This window comes from Ferrovum sp. JA12 (genome assembly GCF_001431705.1).
In the GTDB taxonomy this organism is placed as follows: Bacteria; Pseudomonadota; Gammaproteobacteria; order Burkholderiales; family Ferrovaceae; genus PN-J185.
Map to the genome: position 1 here is coordinate 821,666 of NZ_LJWX01000002.1, position 17,768 is coordinate 839,433.

11 protein-coding genes, 1 tRNA gene and 1 pseudogene are annotated in these 17,768 nt (G+C 40.0%); 8 read left to right on the top strand and 5 right to left on the bottom strand.

Going from position 1 to position 17,768, the window contains the following annotated elements:
• Positions 1-175: 175 nt before the first annotated feature.
• Positions 176-1,462: an ISNCY family transposase gene (locus tag FERRO_RS08930; protein ID WP_152975674.1), complete on the top strand. Its 1,287-nt coding sequence runs from the start codon at positions 176-178 to the stop codon at positions 1,460-1,462.
• A 72-nt stretch (positions 1,463-1,534) separates the two neighbouring features.
• Here the strand turns inward: FERRO_RS08930 and rlmB are convergent, their stop codons facing one another.
• Together rlmB and rnr are read right to left on the bottom strand one after the other, a co-directional pair.
• Positions 1,535-2,281 (bottom strand): 23S rRNA (guanosine(2251)-2'-O)-methyltransferase RlmB, encoded by a 747-nt coding sequence (gene rlmB / locus FERRO_RS08935; RefSeq protein ID WP_056930503.1) that lies wholly within the window; start codon positions 2,279-2,281, stop codon positions 1,535-1,537.
• Positions 2,278-4,476 (bottom strand): ribonuclease R, encoded by a 2,199-nt coding sequence (gene rnr / locus FERRO_RS08940; protein ID WP_056930504.1) that lies wholly within the window; start codon positions 4,474-4,476, stop codon positions 2,278-2,280. Before rnr ends, rlmB begins: the two co-directional genes overlap by 4 nt.
• 83 nt (positions 4,477-4,559) lie before the next feature.
• Here rnr and FERRO_RS08945 point away from each other — a divergent pair.
• Positions 4,560-4,646 (top strand) — tRNA-Leu (locus FERRO_RS08945).
• 88 nt (positions 4,647-4,734) lie between these two features.
• Here FERRO_RS08945 and FERRO_RS08950 read toward each other — a convergent pair.
• The 3 genes from FERRO_RS08950 to FERRO_RS08955 all read right to left on the bottom strand — a co-directional run bounded on the left by FERRO_RS08950 (position 4,735) and on the right by FERRO_RS08955 (position 6,244).
• On the bottom strand, positions 4,735-5,115 hold the full coding sequence (locus tag FERRO_RS08950; protein WP_056930505.1) for a hypothetical protein: 381 nt from the start codon (positions 5,113-5,115) through the stop codon (positions 4,735-4,737).
• Positions 5,116-5,631: 516 nt separating this feature from the next.
• On the bottom strand, positions 5,632-5,724 hold the full coding sequence (locus FERRO_RS10740) for an integrase core domain-containing protein (RefSeq protein WP_160318133.1): 93 nt from the start codon (positions 5,722-5,724) through the stop codon (positions 5,632-5,634).
• A gap of 151 nt (positions 5,725-5,875) precedes the next feature.
• Complete coding sequence (locus tag FERRO_RS08955; protein WP_056930506.1) at positions 5,876-6,244, bottom strand: hypothetical protein; 369 nt, start codon at positions 6,242-6,244, stop codon at positions 5,876-5,878.
• A gap of 487 nt (positions 6,245-6,731) precedes the next feature.
• Here FERRO_RS08955 and FERRO_RS08960 point away from each other — a divergent pair, with 487 nt between their 5' ends.
• From FERRO_RS08960 to FERRO_RS08980, 6 genes and pseudogenes are all read left to right on the top strand, one after another.
• A complete protein-coding gene (locus FERRO_RS08960; protein ID WP_056930507.1) occupies positions 6,732-9,449 on the top strand; it encodes a diguanylate cyclase domain-containing protein in 2,718 nt (905 codons plus the stop codon).
• Between the two features lie 173 nt (positions 9,450-9,622).
• Complete coding sequence (locus FERRO_RS10745; protein ID WP_160318134.1) at positions 9,623-9,868, top strand: transposase; 246 nt, start codon at positions 9,623-9,625, stop codon at positions 9,866-9,868.
• Positions 9,869-10,325: 457 nt separating this feature from the next.
• Positions 10,326-10,523 (top strand): annotated as a pseudogene (locus FERRO_RS10750) (integrase core domain-containing protein); the annotation flags it as partial.
• 576 nt (positions 10,524-11,099) lie between these two features.
• Positions 11,100-12,203 (top strand): IS5/IS1182 family transposase, encoded by a 1,104-nt coding sequence (locus FERRO_RS08970; protein ID WP_056929312.1) that lies wholly within the window; start codon positions 11,100-11,102, stop codon positions 12,201-12,203.
• 283 nt (positions 12,204-12,486) lie between these two features.
• Complete coding sequence (locus tag FERRO_RS08975) at positions 12,487-13,914, top strand: efflux transporter outer membrane subunit (RefSeq protein WP_056930508.1); 1,428 nt, start codon at positions 12,487-12,489, stop codon at positions 13,912-13,914.
• Complete coding sequence (locus FERRO_RS08980) at positions 13,911-17,765, top strand: peptidase domain-containing ABC transporter (RefSeq protein WP_056930509.1); 3,855 nt, start codon at positions 13,911-13,913, stop codon at positions 17,763-17,765. Before FERRO_RS08975 ends, FERRO_RS08980 begins: the two co-directional genes overlap by 4 nt.
• Positions 17,766-17,768: the final 3 nt, after the last annotated feature.

Genomic DNA, 17,768 nt, shown 5'->3' on the forward strand with positions numbered 1-17,768 from the left:
CAAGGTCTTAAAAAGTCTTCTATTTTAACTAAAAATCAAACAGTTAGCAAATCTATGCTAAAGCCGTGTTAGCGCAAAGTAGTAATGTCCGGTTTCTCCCAAATAGAAATGTCCGCTGGTAGTTAAACTCACGCTGTTAGAAACAGTGGCGGATATTTTGAAGATGGACAAACTCATGAGTCAAAAAGAAGTGAAGCGAGCCCAGATGCTGGATCTGTTGACAGAGGGCAAAATCGACCAACAGGAAGCCGCGCGGCGACTGGGTATCACTACCCGCCAGGTGCGCCGCCTGACCCGGCGTTATCAGGCAGCGGGGCTGTCCGGACTGATCAGCAGGAAGCGCGGCAAGGCATCGAATCGGCGGCTGGACGATGCCATCTGCACGATGGCCATTGATCTCATTGGCGCGCATTACAGCGACTTCGGGCCGACGCTGGCCTGCGAGAAGCTGGCCGAACTGCATGAGGTAAATCTGTCTGTCGAGACCACGCGCCAGCTAATGATCAAGGCGGGCCACTGGCACCCCAGGAAAGGCGGCTCCATATGCGCACACCCGATGCGCGAGCGTCGCGCCCGCTTCGGCGAGATGATCCAGATCGACGGCAGCCCCCACGACTGGTTTGAAGACCGCGGCGAATATTGCACTCTGCTGGTATTCATCGACGATGCTACCGGACGGCTGACGCAACTGCGCTTTGCACCGAGCGAAACCACGCTGGACTATATGCAGGTGTTGCACGATCATATTCTGGCGCACGGCGTACCTGCGGCGTTGTACTCTGACCGCCACAGCATCTTCCGCATCAACGCCAAGGAGTCCGATCCGGAGGCCGAAACACAATTCTCGCGTGCGGCGCGCGAGCTGGGAATCGCATGCATCCACGCGCACAGCCCGCAGGCCAAAGGACGCGTGGAACGCGCCAATCAGACCTTGCAGGACAGGCTGGTCAAGGAAATGCGACTGGCCGGCATCAACAACATGGACGAGGCCAATGCGTGGTTGCCGGGCTATATCGAGGACTTCAACAGGCGCTTTGCGGTCGCGCCCAAAGACCCGTCTGACGCGCACCTGGCCTATGCCGGAACACCCGCCAGCCTGATGCGCACCCTGTCGGTTCAAGTAACGAAAACGCTCTCAAAAAACCTGTCTTGCCAGCATGAAAACCAGTTGCTGCAGGTCGAAACGACGGGCACGGGTCTGGGACTACGGGGCGCGAAAGTGACGGTGCATCGGCACTTTGACGGCACGTGTGAACTGCTTTGGAGAAAACGCGAATTGACATACAGCGTGATGGACAAACCGGAACGACAGTCGGCGGTGGCCGATGGCAAATCGGTCAATGCACGAGTCGACAAGGCACTGACTCGGCGCAACACCGGACACAAGCCTGCAGCCAATCACCCCTGGAGAAAAATGCCCGTCGGCAAATCCGCCCACGACGGGCAGCGCGCAACACCGTAGCGCAAGGGAAACAGCAAAAGCGGACATTTCTACTTTGCAGGAAAGCGGACATTTCTATTTAGCGTTGACAATCTATGCTAAAGCCGTATTTTCCCGCCTCTTGGTTTCATACAAACAGATACCAGCTGCCACAGACACATTTAAAGATTCCACTGAGCCAAACATGGGGATTCTCACTAATTGATCGCAGGTTTCCCGGGTTAATCGGCGTAACCCCTCCCCTTCAGCACCCAGCACCCAGGCCAATGGCTGACTAAACTCCGCCGAGAATAAATCCTCTTTGGCTTGGTCGTCGGTACCTATTATCCAAATATTCTGATCTTTCAAATCACGTAGCGTTCGGGCTAAATTAGTCACAGGGATATAGGGTATAACATCCATGGCACCAGAAGCCACTTTCGCCACAGTAGGAGAGAGGGCAACGGATCGATCCTTTGGTGCAATAATGGCATGAACCCCCATGGCATCAGCAACACGTAAACACGCTCCCAAATTATGGGGATCTTGTATTCCATCTAAGACCAGTAATAGTAAGGATTGCTGATAGGTTTCTACCAAATGATCAAGATCATGAATCATGGGAACTGCGCTGGCTAAAGCAACAATTCCTTGATGGCGTCTCGTGCCTGTCAAGCCTTGTAATCGTTGCCCATCTACCCTTTTGGCATTTAATCCTTTTTCTTCTAACAGGGCCTTTATTTCCTGCATACGCTGATCATTTCTTTCTTGATCAATGTAAACGTCTTCAAGGGTTTGAGGAAAATGTTTTAAACGACTTTTAATGGCATGAAAACCATAAATCACTGCGGGTTTTTTCATAATATTTTTTTCTTTTTTGAATTTTTGGAACGATGGGTTTTCATGGCAAAGTCTATTTTATTTTTTTCCATATCAACCCGAACAAGCTGCACAAGTACGCGATCACCCAAGCGATAACGCATCCCTGTTCGCTCCCCAAGAAGCTGATGACGATTAGCATCATAACGATAGTAATCAGCCCCTAATTCCGAAATGTGAATTAATCCTTCCACAAAAACATCATCGAGTGCCACAAATAGCCCAAAACTGGTTACTGAGCTAACCGTACCATTAAATTCCTCACCCACACGATCCTTCATGTAAAAACATTTGAGCCAAGACTCCACATCCCGTGTTGCCTCATCCGCTCGTCGCTCTGTTAAGGAACAGTGCTCTCCCACGGCAGTGAGATTCTCCATTTTTTTTGTTAGGCCACTCAAAGTCGCCCGAATTGCCCGATGAACCAGCAAATCCGGGTAGCGTCTGATAGGAGAGGTAAAATGAGTGTAGGCCTCATAGGCTAAACCAAAATGCCCCTCATTATCCGGACTATATAGAGCCTGTTGTAATGACCTTAATAACACAGTTTCAAGTAAGTTTTGATCAGGTCTTTGTTGGATTTTCTTTAATATTTCCGCGTAATCTTTAGCTTTAGGCTTATCCCCTCCAGCCAAATGTAGTCCAAATTCACCCAAAAAATCACGTAAGGCTTTTAATCTCTCAACGGTAGGTGGCGGATGTATCCTATACAGAGAGGGTTGCTTATGTAGCAGCAAGTAACTTGCCGCACACACATTGGCCGCCAACATACATTCCTCAATAATACGATGCGCTTCATTTCTTTCCACCGGCTGAATAGTTTCAATCTTTCCACGATCATCAAATATCATGCGCGTTTCAGAACTGGAAAAATCAATGGCACCCCTCTCTTGCCTTAGAGCAAGAAATAAGCGATAAACCTGCTCTAAATTGTGTAGTTGGGGTAAAAGAGGTTGTATTTTCTTATCGGCGCGCTCTGGAGTTAACAGCGCTTGAGCAACTTCCGTATAGGTTAAACGCGCTTTAGAGTGCATGACAGCAGGATAAAAACGATAAGAGTTAATGGTTCCATCAGAAGATAAGTTCATATCACAAACCATACATAACCTATCCACTTGTGGATTAAGAGAGCACAAACCATTGCTAAGCTTCTCAGGAAGCATGGGGATAACTCGTCTAGGGAAATAGACACTATTACCTCGCTCAAAAGCTTCTTTATCTAGCGCGCCACCCTCAGTAACATAGTGTGATACGTCAGCAATAGCCACAAGTAGCCTTAACTCCCCACTGGCCATTTTTTCTGCATAAACAGCATCATCAAAATCCTTAGCGGTCTCTCCATCAATAGTCACCAAGGGTAAATGACGAATATCCTCTCTCCCGGAATAATCCTCAGGCACCAAGTTGTCAGGTATTAACTCTGTTTGTTGCATCACTTCCTCTGGAAAAACATGAGGAAGCTCATGTTTTCTTAAGGCAATTTCCACTTCCATACCAGGGTCTAGATAGTTACCAATAATCTCTACCACCTTAGCTATCGGTTCGGAATGTCGACTGGGTTGAGACATAATTTCTATCATGACAACTTGCCCAGGGGAGGCGCCGTGAGTTTGTCCTGGAGCCACCAATAAATCTTGGTTAATACGTTTATTTTCAGCTACTGCAAATAATACTCCCTGGGTTTCATGTAATCTGGCAACAAGCTTGGAATTCACATGTTGCAGCACCTCTACAACAGAACCCTCTGGCCGACCACGGTTATCAATACCAATTGTTCTCACCATGACCCTATCGCCATGTAAAACTTTATGCATCTCTCTAGCACCAAGAAAAATGTCACCACCGCCATCATCACGGATTGCAAAGCCGAACCCCTCTGGGTGACCTTCAATACGAGCCGGGATTAAATCTATCTTCTCAGGCAGACAAAGAGCATTTTTACGATTCCTCATTAGCTGCCCGTCTCGCTCCATGGCCCTTAAGCGTTTACCAAACAAATCTCGCTCTTGTGCTTTAATAGATAGCATGCGTTCAATTTTTTCAACCGTAACAGGTACTCCTTCTTTTTCAAGAACTTGCAGTACAAACTCTCTACTTGGTAAAGGTGATTCATAGAGGCTTTTTTCACGATCAAGGAAAGGATCTTGTGATCTTAAGGATGATTTACTGGTTGACAAAATTTTGAGACCTTCTAAAATTGAAAGATTATTTGTTTATTTATAAAAATTATCTCACAATTATGTGAAAAAATAATAAATAAGCCGAGATGGCGGAATTGGTAGACGCACCAGGTTCAGGTCCTGGCGGTGGCAACACTGTGGAGGTTCGAGTCCTCTTCTCGGCACCATCATTTGTTAACTAACTCATGACTTTAATAGAATATTCTTGTTTTATGAATAAATGAGCTTATGATTTGGAAGTTAGTTAACTTTACATTAATCGTCATCACCATAGTAGCCGCCTTGATAAACTGGTGCCGGATAAACAGGTTGTACATAAGCAGGTTGAGCTGGATAAGCATAAGTAGGTTGTTGAACATATCCAGGTGGTGCAGGATAGGTATAACCAGGAGGGGGGCCATAGACAGGAGCTGGGGCTACCGCTGGAGCATAAACGGGTTGCTGACCTAGCATCCCCCCAACCACTCCCCCTATTATTGCAGCACCCAAACCAATGCCACCCTCAAATCCGCCATCACCCTCCCCTCGCCAACCCTCACCACCCCAGCCTTCACCACCCCGCCACCCATCCGCATAGACAGAGGTATTAAAGAGTAATGCTGCAACATAGACAACGACGGGAAGAAATTTTTTCATATTGAACCTTTTCTTATTGAAAAATCGAATTAACTTAAATTTTAAAATAAAGTTACATTAAATACCAAAAATAATCCTAATGAAATTCATATTACAAAACTTAAAGTAAGACATATAAAAGTAACACATATAGTAGTGAGATTGTATGAAAGAAAATTGGTTTGAGATGAAAATGTAAAGTTAAGTTAAAGTAGTTCTTATAATTTATTGTATTAACTGAAAAAACAACCTAGAAAAAAAATTAACTCAAAATATAATTATGAGGCCAAACAGGTTTTAGAAGCGTGCTATCTCCTCGCTTTTCAGATAATTAATATCGTTATTTTTGATTAATCTTCAAGAAATAAATCATTAGGTATTAGTACTCTCCTCCTTCAACCCGACAGGCCTAAAGTGTTGTCTACAGCCTGTGCTTTGTAGTCCCTAAGCAGTATTCTGCCAAAGGCACTGTATGGTCTTTTTTCGTTATAAATCATGATTCAGTTTTCTGTACTATCACGTAACTCCCTGAGATTTTCAAATAAACATGGAGTGTTCATGATGGAAGGTTTTATTAAAGCGCTCTATAAATACATTTTGTTGCGGTGTGCCCGGTTGGGTAAATGTCACTTTTATTCCTTAATATTTATAACCATCCATAAAGACGGCAGACAGCAGTTCACTCCCGTTGTCCAGTCGTATCGCCCAAGGTAAACCATCGATGTCTTCTAGCGGAACCCTAGATATCTTGGGCTGCACTTCTTAGTTCTTCTGGCTAAAGTCAAGCCCTTTGCCCTGTAAATTCTCTATACCCAATTGAGATTCCACTCATTATCCTGATTGCGCATCCAATCAAAACATAATCTACAATCCCAGCGACTATTTTTAGTAACAGCTTGATTAAGGGCTTTAAGACGGGCTCAACACCCTTGGTTCTACTGCTTAGGCGTACGTAATACGATGATTTGGCCAGCCACAGATGAGCGCAAGCCCTTGTAATGGCTACCTTTTCTTCATTAACCAGGTAAATGACTGCATCTTTTTTACCGGTTAGCGCTAGAGTTTTTTTAAATAAGTGATTTAGCGCTCGGTTATCGTGAGTCAGTTCTACCACCATCGTATTATGTTCCGGTAGCTGCTGCTCTAGCATTTTGACTCGTTTAAGTTCAAAAATTACAAGGCCAGTTTAGTTAGAGCGCTATTTGTAAAAGAGAGTACTGCTAATGGCATGCTTGCGTAATATGTCTGCCATCGCAATAACGTCGTCAGCCTCTTTCAAAATTCCAACGATTTGGATCACTGTAAATCGTGACTTCTTCCAATTAATTCTCCAGTTATAAATATTACCTCATATAACAGAAAACTCAACTTCTTAAATATACGGATCTTGGGAAATACTAGATACTGACCAATGGAATTCACACAACAAGTATATAGGGACTTTAGCAATTAATTAACTATTAAAAAAAAGAATTGTTATTATGATATAATTTTAATTGTAGTTAAATCATGAGTTTAAATCAATTTTCAATTATACATTGGTAGCGCAAAAAAAATTTCGAAAAACAACTTACGAATATTATTGTTTAAAAGCTCAATATAAATATTCTAAGCTTGTTAATAAACAAAGTTAGGTTATGAATAAGAACCCCCCCCATTTTTTTAAAAGTATCACTTCACTTAGTACATTTAGTAGAGTTGTTATCTTTTGTACGGTATGTCTTTTATTCATAGTATATGAAAAAAATAAAAACGACTTCAGAAAAGATGAGGGTTACCGTTTCATAAATCTATCAAATAATCAATACTATCTCATTAAAAATAATTTAGATAAGAGTTTGGTAGATTTAGATCTATTAGGTAGCGTCATCGAATCTCAACCCAATCTGACTAGAAATGAATTTAAAAATTACGCTACACGTATTATATCTCACACGCCCGAGATTCAGGCCTTAGAGTGGATTCCTAAAGTTACAAAATTTAATAGGCAAAAAATAGAAAATGAAGGGAAAAAGTATTTTTTAAATTTCAACATCACTCAAAAAAAAGATAAGGGAATATTACCCGACATACAGCGTTCCGTTTACTATCCTGTTTATTATGTAGAACCCTACGTTGGCAACGAATGTGCCTTAGGTTTTAATTTAGACTCAGATCCTAAAAGAAGTTTAGCATTACATCTTGCAGAAAAAAATAAAACAATAATTGCCACTGAAAGTATTAAATTAGTTCAAGAAACTGATGGCCAAAGGGGTGTATTGATTTTTAATCCAATTTTTACTCATGAAGAAACCGCTTCACGTACTCAAGAAGATCAATTAATAGGATTTTCCTTAGTTGTGCTGAGAATGGGGGACTTAGTTAACAGAGCTCTAAGTAAAAACTCTTTTACTCCCATTTTTTTGACTATTTATGATGTATCCAATCCCTCAGAAAAAGAGGTACTTTTTAAATCGAGCAATACAGCTCTCAGTCACCACAATGTATCTGATTTAAATAATCACTCAGTTTATAAAATAGAAAAAACCATGGAATTGGGGAATAGAAAATGGCTTTTCACCTTCACTGCTGTCTCTGGTACATTGTTAGAAAGTCAACAATATGCTTTTTATCTAATTTATATACTAATTATTTTATTTGGTTTCCTCTTGGTTTTTTACATCGAGAAAAAAAATAAAATCAATCTATTCCTACAAAAATCAGAGTTCGAACTGAAACTTGCATTAGATTCTGGACAAATGGGTACATGGAAAATTGATCTTGATACCAAAATTAGAACTTATGACGACACGACTTTAAAATTATTAGGTCTCGATAAAAATACGTTTAAAGGTACTGAAGCTGAAGTGTTATCTAATGTTCATCCAGAAGATAAAAGTAATCTGATTAAAGTAATAAAGCAATCGAAAGACTTTAAAACTAAGTTTTTTATTGAATATCGTATTTTAGGTAAAGATAATTCTATTCATCATATCTCCTCACACGGAAAAGTCTTAGAAAATGATAAGGGAAAAGCTATAGCAATATATGGAGTTCTATGGAACGATGATTTTAGAAAAAACGCAGAAGAAAAAATTAAAAATATGGCACTAACAGATTCATTAACAGGTCTTCCTAATAGAAGAATGCTTAATGAACGACTCAAACGATGTATTGCTATCAACACTCGTTTAAATTGTTACAGTACATTAATGTTTATAGATTTAGACAGATTTAAGGATACAAACGATATCCTAGGACATGATGCCGGTGATGAACTATTAATTAAAGTTAGCAATCGATTAAAAAGCTCAGTGAGATCTGTGGATACTATCGCAAGAATTGGTGGTGATGAATTTATCATTCTCATTGAGAACGTAGGAAAGACTATTATTGACTCTACAAACAACACAAAAATCATTGCAGAACATATTAAATCCTCATTTAATGAAGTTTTTATAATTGATGGAAAAGAAATTTTTAGTACTTGTAGTATTGGTATAACTGTCTTTTCAAAGGATAAAACAAATACAGAGGAAATTATTAAAGAAGCGGATTTTGCAATGTACGAATCTAAAAGTCTTGGTAGAAACGAATTCAGATTTTATGATGTATCGATGCAAAAGGCTGTCAAAAAAATCTCTGAGTTTGAGTTAGATCTCCAAAACGCAATTTCTAAAAACAAATTTAATATTATTATTCAGCCAGCTGTTGATACTTTAAATAACTCAATTTATCTCTTTGAGATCGGTTTAATTTGGCAGCGGCAGCCTTCAGTGCATCTTTACTTTAAAGATTTTTATGATATAGCAGTTCAAACAGGGTCAATATACGAAATTCAAAAATGGTTACTAAAGGAGACCTTTACACTTCTTTCTAACAATTTAAGAGATGACAAAAACAAACCTCATCTTTACGCCATCATGATCTCCTCAAGGTCTCTACTTCATCCTAAGTTTTTAGAATATTTAGAAGAGTTATCGCTCAATCATGTTATTGACAAATCAAAACTGGCTTTTTTAATTAGTAACGATGAACTTCATGAGAAGTTTGAGGATTTATCACGTGTTATAAACATTCTTAATAATGAAGGATTTAAAATAATACTAGATAAATTTGGACAAGGCTTAATTTCTGTCAAGCTTATCAATGATTTGCCTTTATTAGCAATCAAGATGGCAGATAATTTTATTAATTACATAAATGAAATGGAACAGACCAATAAAACCATTATTCCACTTATTATTCAACTTGCTCATTTAATAAGTACTAACATTATTGTTTCTAACGTGAATACTTCAAATGAAGCTGATACTCTTAAATCTTATCACTGTAATATAATTCAAGGCGACTATACTACTTTATTAAGAAAATGAGATATTTTACTCAACCCCATTATAAAGCCTAATATCAACGTCGAATTAGCCTTGGTAGGAGTGTAATACTCTCTAAAAGGTTAAATATTTTGGAGGACTAAATTTTCTGTTATTTGTCACATATTAATAACAGAAGGTTTTATGAAGAATCCAAGTTTCGCAAGAGCTAAATTGTGGACATATTGAAAGAATCTGAAGGTGGTATCCCCGTCGCAAATATTTTTAGAACACATAGGGTTAGCCAAGATACTTTCTATAAATGGCGCTCCAAATACAGAGGTCCTGAAGCCTCTGAGCTCAAACGTATGAAGGACTTAGAGCCGCAACTATCGGAATATAAAACAATCGTTGCTGAACTAACGAGTGATAACCGAGCGCTTAAGAACCTGGTTAAAAAAAACTCTAGTGTCAATGAGTAAAAGAAAAGCAGTTGTTTACTTAGTTGGCGAAGACTATATCCTGATTAGCATTACCTGCTTGGCAGTGGGTCTATCGCGCGCCTCCTATTACAAGAAGTCTGCTGTTTACATAAAAAGAATAAGATCTCGTGTGATGGATGTAGCTCAATCAAGTAGTTGATAAGAATGATCGTTGTGGCTTTGGTTTATCTTTTACTTATTTACTTATTTACTTATTTACGTATCTTCTTGCCCCCTGGAGTCTAAGCGGGTTTGGCCTAATTATAAGAAGATGGGCTTGAACTTACTTAGAGGAATTAGAAAGCGTCTGCCCAAAGCAATACGTCTTGATAACTGAAGTGAACGTCGGCCTCCTACTTTTATGGGTTGTGGTGAATCTAAGGGCATTAAACTGAAAGGTATCCCACCTGGAAAACCGCAACAAAACGTCTTTATTGAATGAGCTAACCATACTTACCGTCATGAAGTGCTCAATGCGTATTTATTTGAAAACCTCAAGGAGGTACGTGAAATTATAGAAAAATGGATCAAGATTTACAACGATGATCATCCTCCAACAGCACTAGGAACGTTATCGCCTGTATATTATCAACAACAAGCAAGTTTTTCTCTTCAGGAGTGTCTACTTAAAAGGGGATATTACATACAAACTTAGGGAAGCATTACAGGAGGGTTAAAAAATATCACTGTATTGAACTCAAATTAGCAGTGCCTGTCCTAAATTGCCTATTAAACAAATAGTTATAGTATAGTAATCCATATCATTGTTGTGATGGATTCAACGCTTATTTTCTTCAAAACAAATAATCTTTAAGCAATAGTAGGCCTTTTGGTGACAGTTTGCGGCGTTATATGAACTTGTACGATTGTCAGGTGCCATGGTTAGCACCTAGTTTGGCAAAGAATAGGCTTGACATGATTTACCTTTTAAACACAACCAGTTGTAGGAAAAAAACTACAACTTATTGAAAACTTTAATCATATTGTAACATTCAATATGAAAAGCCTTTCTTTAATATAACTTTTGTAGCATAATTCGTTGAATAATATGAAATTAACATTAATACTGCGATGCAAAAAAAATTTCACAATTTAATTTTTTTACTTATGAGGCTCTTGCAAAACACCCTATCTGAGCGGAATTAATTGCCGGATAAATGGCAAAAACAGGTAGAAGTGGGCGGCCATTGCTGGCAAGATTAAGGTTCTGAAGACTTGATCAACGCCCGATATGAATACTACGCAACGCAATGGAATTATGCAACGATGGAATGTCATTCAACACGAATTGATGCCGGAATTGCGGGACGAGGTAGGCGCGCTGACAGCGAAACTGGCGCAGGTGGTTCATACTCTGGAATGGGTGCGCATCGAGGAATTTGTGAGTTCGAGCTGGGGCGGCTACGGTCGTCCTGAGCATGATCGGGGCATGTTGGCGAACGCCTTTGTTGCCAAGGCGATATTGGGCATATCAACAACTGCCGGGCTGATTGAACGTTTGGCAATGGATCGCGCGTTAAAGCGCATCTGTGGTTTCTCGATGTGGCGTAAATTGCCGAGCGAAGCGACTTTCTCGCGTGCCTTTGCAGAATTTGCCGAAGCGGGGCTAGCGGAGCGCACGCATGCTGCTCTGGTGAAAGAAACCTTGGGCGAACAGTTGATCGGACATATCAGCCGTGATGGCACGGCGATTGAGTCCCGCGAGAAACCGGCCAAAAGGGCCAAGGTATCGGAACCTGCAGTGACAAAGAAACGCGGGCGTCCATGCAAGGGCGAAATTCGTGAAGCAAAGCTGGGAAAGCTTGAACAGCAACGCGGCAAACCGCTGGCTGAACTGCTTGAGGAATTGCCGCGTGAGTGTGATCGGGGCAGCAAGTGCAACGCGCAGGGTTACAAGAATAGCTGGAACGGCTACAAGCTGCATATTGATACAACGGACTGCGGTATTCCGGTGAGCGCGCTGTTATCGAGCGCCTCGATGCACGACAGCCTGGCGGCGATGCCGCTGTCTTTGATGACAGCGGAGCGCGTGACGAATTGTTATGACTTGATGGATGCGGCCTATTGCAGCAGCGTATTGCGGGACCACAGTCGCAGTCTGGGACATGTGCCGCTGATTGATCACAATCCGCGCAAGGGCGAGAAGATCGAGTTTACGCCCAGCGAGGCGCAGCGATACAAGGAACGCAGTCAGGCTGAGCGGATAAATGCCAGGTTGAAGGATGATTACGGCGGCCGGTATGTTCGGGTCAGAGGGAATGCGAAGGTCATGTCGCACCTGATGTTCGGGATGCTGGCGTTGACGGCAGAGCAGTTGATGCGATTACTGACGTAGCCGCATCAAGACTAACAGGTAAAAGACAGTAAAAGGGGCGTTGGCGAAAGTCGGCGCGGTAGCCTATGGGCATAACGGAGCAGAATCGATGATTTCGGACGGGTAAAGCGAAAAACATCGCTTGAAAAGTGAAAAAACTCACCCAAAGGTGAGACTTTCCCCGCTGAAACCATTGCGTTCAGCTATTTTGCAAGAAGCTCTTATAGTATCCCTATTTTACGGATGCAGTAACAATTATCCTATCTCTGTTGTCGCAAACAATTCAGATAAAGAGGAGACTTACGTGGCTTGGATACCACGTGAATACAAAAAACAAGATCTAGATGAAACGACAAAGCTATCAGTTAACCCAACTAGAAATCAGGAAATCATCCAAGATGCTCCCGTTTTTCCAAAAATAAAAGATAAATGGTGGAGGTCTTTCAAAACACTGGAACTCAATGATTTGGTAGAAACGGCTATTATCAATAATTATGATTTACGTGTTGCTATTACACGCATTGAACAGGCTGATAGAAACGCTAACATTGCAAGATCCTTTCTTATGCCTACCATTGGTATATTTGCAGGAGAAACCACAAGTGGTCCGGCCCTAGGACCAGGTACAGCCACTTCACAAGCAAATTATTTTAACCAAAACTTGTATGAATTTGGTTTTAGAGCAACCTATGAGGTTGATCTGTGGCATAAACTCCATTATCAACGAGATTCAGCGCTATCTTTGTTAAAAGCTTCTCAAGAAAACCGTGATACAGTAGCATTGAGTCTAATAGCAGACGTAGTCAATACCTATTTTGAAATATTATCTCTCAATGAGAGGATAAAAATAGCGAATAAGAATTTATTAATTGCCAATGACGTTAAAAAAGCCATTACGATTCGTATGACGTCAGGGGAGGCAACTGAGTTAGAACTGCAACAACAGGAGGTAACGCTGGTTCTTGTAGAAAATGCCATAGCATCACTAGAGTTACAAAAGCAAACGGCCCTAGATCACTTAGCCATCTTGTTAGGTACCTCTGTCAATAATATTTCACTTAAAAACAGTAGCTTAGGAGGTATTTCTCCGCCAAAGGTATACCCAGGAATCCCCTCCGATCTCCTATGTAGACGTCCAGATATACGCCTCATTGAATACCAACTTGAGTCAAGTAACGCTGATGTGAAAGCGGCAAGAGCAAACTTACTACCCACCTTTAATCTGACGGATGAATACGGCCAAGCATCCAGCAATTTAAGCAATATACTCTCCCCTTATAGCTTATTATATTCTTTATCTGCAAACGTCTTTGCTACTATTTTTGATGGTGGAAAACTAAAAAATCAATTAAGTCTCGCCAAGGCTAAAAACAAGGAGTTGGTTTATCAATATTCCAACACGATTATTAACTCCTTGAGAGATGTTCAAGATGCACTCGCGGCGGTAAGAATCACTACCATTGAACATGAAGAACTGTCCCATGCTTTAAACAAAACTAAAAACTTATTAAAACTTAGCACTCTGGTTTATCAATCAGGGGCTATGGATTATGTGTCTCTCCAAGTAGTTCAGAGAGATGTATTTAACTCACAAGATGCAGAGGCCAAATCAAGATTCGATCAATTGAGGTCAGTGGTGAGTTTGTATAAAGCCATTGGGGGTAGCGAACAAGATTCTAACCCTTGTGACAATCATCACCCTATTAACATCGTGACTAAACAGCTAAAATGACAAAAAAAATAATTAAAAAAGTAGGTGAAAGCTTACTAGACAGTCTATCACCTCTCAGAGAAGACCTGCATTGGATAATTTTATCGAGCTTTGTGATATCACTTCTCGCTCTAGCTACACCATTGATAATGCTTCAAGTGTATGACCGAATTCTTGCTAAGGGTTCCATTGAAACATTAAAAGTCATTATGGGTGGGACAATACTAGCTGTATTCTTTGAATCACTTGTAAAAATCATTCGCTCCCATTTATCCTCATGGATTGCTGCTCGCTTCGAGTATCGTGCCATGAATGAAATCGCATCGCGTCTCTTAGCTTTACAGCTACATGAATTTGAAACTGCTGGAGCGGGCTATCACAATGAACATTTCAAAGCAATTCAATCCTTGAAGTCCTATTATTCTGGTCAGACCTTTCAAAATCTAATGGATATTCCATTCACTTTAATCTACATGCTAGTCATGGTATTAATTAATCCATTAATAGGGATTGTTGTCTGCCTAGGATATGTCATTTTTTTCATTACTATTTGGAAGAGCAATCGCCACTATGAAGATATTATTAAACAAAAAAATCAAATTGATTTACGCCGGACTAACTTTTTAGTTGAGACATTAGGAAACATTCATACCTTAAAGTCAATGGGTATGGAAACGCTCATGTTACGTCGTTACGAAAAGCTTCAGGAAACCAGTGCTAAAAGTATGCAACAAGTCTCTTTTGCCATGGATATAGCACTTAATATCGGCACTGTTTTTTCACCTATGATAAGTATGCTCGTTGTTACATTAGGAGCGTATTTTGTTATCAAAGGAGAAATGACTACGGGTGATCTTGCTGCTTGTCTCCTACTGAGTGGTCGATCCATTTCACCTATACAAAAATTAGGAAGTATATGGACGAGACAGAAACAAGAAAATATCATGCAGGATGATTTAAATAATGTCTTAAAAAATTCACCTCTACCCAATGAAAACGAATACATAAAACCGGAATTTGACACGGGTGTTATTGCATTAAGGAATATTACATACACATTCCCCAAAGCAAAGCTTCCAATTTTCAAAGATATATCCTTAGAAATAAAACAAGGAGAAGCCATATGTATCCATGGTGTTACAGGAAGCGGAAGAACAACACTTTTGCAAATATTAGCAGGTTTAGTCAAACCATCTCATGGTGAAGTAGTTTTTAATAACTTACCCTTGGATAAAATCGGTTCCACAAATTTAAAAAAAATCTTAAGTTATTTACCGCAAAGAACAAACTTATTTGAAGGGACTTTAATTGAAAATATAAGTCTTTTTGATGAGAAAAAAATTACTCAAGCACTTGAACAATCCAAAATTCTTAAAATTAGCGATTTTGTTGCTAAATTACCTAAGGGATGGGACTCTCCTGTGGGCGACGGTGCTGTGGAGAGTATGCCCCCAGGTTATCGTCAAAGAATCTCGTTAGTAAAGGGACTAACCTACGACCCTCACATTATTTTGTTTGATGATGCGACATCTTCAATAGATTTAGAGGGTGAGAAACTAATAATCGACTATCTGTACTCAGTTAAAAATGTAAAAACCTTAGTTATCGTTACTCAACGCCCCTCTATACAAAATATTGCAGATACACACTACACGCTGATTAATGGAGAGCTCTTGCCAGGAATAATTGAGCAACCAAACGTTCGTGCCCCCCTTATTCCGGCGAAAAATAACGTTTCTGACATAACACACCAAAGTATTTTTGTTGACGACTGGAAACGAATAGACCTATCGGTAAAGTCTGTTTTTAAACAATCTAACGAATTGTCCTCTTGTTTACCAGAGTTGCTTAAGGCCTTAGGTTGGCGGATATCCCCAAGAGATTTGGTTGAGGCTCTTCCTTATTTCCAAGAATCCTTAGAACTTCCAGCTTTTGAAAATACAATTGTACAGTTGGGATTTATGCCACATAAAATTGATTGTGGTATTCATGATATTGATCAACGATTAACTCCTTGTCTGTTTACATCTGACACAGAAAGCTTTGTGGTGTACGAAGTCACAAACAATTATATTAAAATCAAAAGGAGCATTAACACAGATTTTGAATTCCTCACTAACGATTCAGATATTAGTGGAACTGTCTTTTTCTTCACAAAAAACAAAACACAACAAAACAAAAATTTTGTTTCCTGGGTAAAGACTTCAACACTTCGATTTAGGTCATTGGTGGCTTATTCTGGCATCTCTTCTATTTTATCGGGAATTATATTGATATTAAGCTCTCTGTTTATGATGGGTGTATACAACAATATTATTCCATCGGGATCAACCACTATACTATTTCACTTAGCAATTGGTGTTGGTATGGCAATAATTCTATCTACAATTTTAATTATCCATCGTGGCAAAATGCTCTCTTATATTGCTGCAAGAATAGAATTCTTATTTGGAACGGCTATAGTCAAGCATATTTTTAGCTTACCACCCATATTAAGTGAGCGCTCATCTGTGGGTGCACAATTAGCTAGAATCAGCGGCTTTGAAGCAATCCGCGATCTTTTTACGGGACCGCTTGCCAGTACAATTTTAGAGTTACCTGCCACAATTGTAGTGACTGTTGCGCTAGGCTTAATCAACCACTATGCCCTATTGGTGCTAACAATTACAGTTTTATTGTATTTCTTCCTCTATTGGGTATTAGAACCAATAAGCACAAAGCTAGTGATTGAAAATGGTCTTGCCTCTACAAAAAGAAATCAATTTACTATTGAAATGATAACAAAAATGAGAGCTATCAGAGAGTCAGGTGGAGATTTGATATGGTTAAAACGTTTTAAAGAAATTTCCTCAGAAGCCACAATGTCAGCCTATAAAACTGAAAAACTGTCTGCTACTTTAGTGGGAGTGTCTTATTTTATTATGATGGCTTCGGGACTTGGCATCATTACAATCACAGTCCCAATGACGTTAAATAAAACCTTAGGTCCTGGTGTGTTAGTCGCATCTATGTTTTTTATGTGGAGAATTCTCTCACCATTACAAATTTTCTTTACAAATATGCCAAGAATTGATCGGATCAAAACAGCGAGCCGACAGCTTGAGGCTCTAATGAATATACAAAGTGAGCGATTTGAAACCAGTACCTCTCCAATTCAAAGAGGTTTGAACGCTCAAATTCATTTTTCTAGAGTGTCATTTCGTTATTCACTTACTGTAGACCCAGCATTGATTGGTGCGGATTTCACCATCAATCCTGGAGAGGTTATTGCTATTACAGGAGCAAATGGCGGAGGAAAATCCACCATCCTTAAATTATTACTTGGAATGTATCAACCACAGGCAGGATCAATTTTAATTGATGGAGTAGATATAAGACAATTAGATCCTCTGGAATTAAGACGACTATTTGGCTACGCGCCGCAAGAAACACAGTTTTTTAGAGCCACAATAATACAAAATTTAAGACTAGCAAAACCTGAGGCAACAATTGAAGAAATAAGACAAGTATTAGAATGGGCTGGAGCATTGGAGCAAATCAATAAATTACCCAATGGACTAGACTATAGAATCGGTGACAATGCATCTGAACAACTCCCTGCAAGCTTAAGACAAAAACTAGTCTTGGCAAGAGCCTATATTACCGATGCCCCTATAATGCTTTTTGATGAGCCAAGTGCTGGACTTGATGATATTGGAGATAAAAAATTTATTGAAATGATAAATTATTTTAAAGGTAAAAAAACCGTCTTATTTATTACACACAGACCAAGTCATATGCGACTTGCAGATACCTTAATTATCATGCAGCAAGGCTATATTCGAGCTGCAGGCTCACCGGAAAAGTTATTAAAAATAAAACCAGCAGCCTAATAT

Coding starts and splice junctions, on each gene's coding strand:
- FERRO_RS08970 (WP_056929312.1), top strand. CDS start 11,100: ATGAATACTACGCAACGCAATGGAATTATGCAACGATGGAATGTCATT.
- FERRO_RS08980 (WP_056930509.1), top strand. CDS start 13,911: ATGACAAAAAAAATAATTAAAAAAGTAGGTGAAAGCTTACTAGACAGT.
- FERRO_RS08960 (WP_056930507.1), top strand. CDS start 6,732: ATGAATAAGAACCCCCCCCATTTTTTTAAAAGTATCACTTCACTTAGT.
- rlmB (WP_056930503.1), bottom strand. CDS start 2,281: ATGAAAAAACCCGCAGTGATTTATGGTTTTCATGCCATTAAAAGTCGT.
- FERRO_RS08955 (WP_056930506.1), bottom strand. CDS start 6,244: ATGCTAGAGCAGCAGCTACCGGAACATAATACGATGGTGGTAGAACTG.
- FERRO_RS08930 (WP_152975674.1), top strand. CDS start 176: ATGAGTCAAAAAGAAGTGAAGCGAGCCCAGATGCTGGATCTGTTGACA.
- FERRO_RS08950 (WP_056930505.1), bottom strand. CDS start 5,115: ATGAAAAAATTTCTTCCCGTCGTTGTCTATGTTGCAGCATTACTCTTT.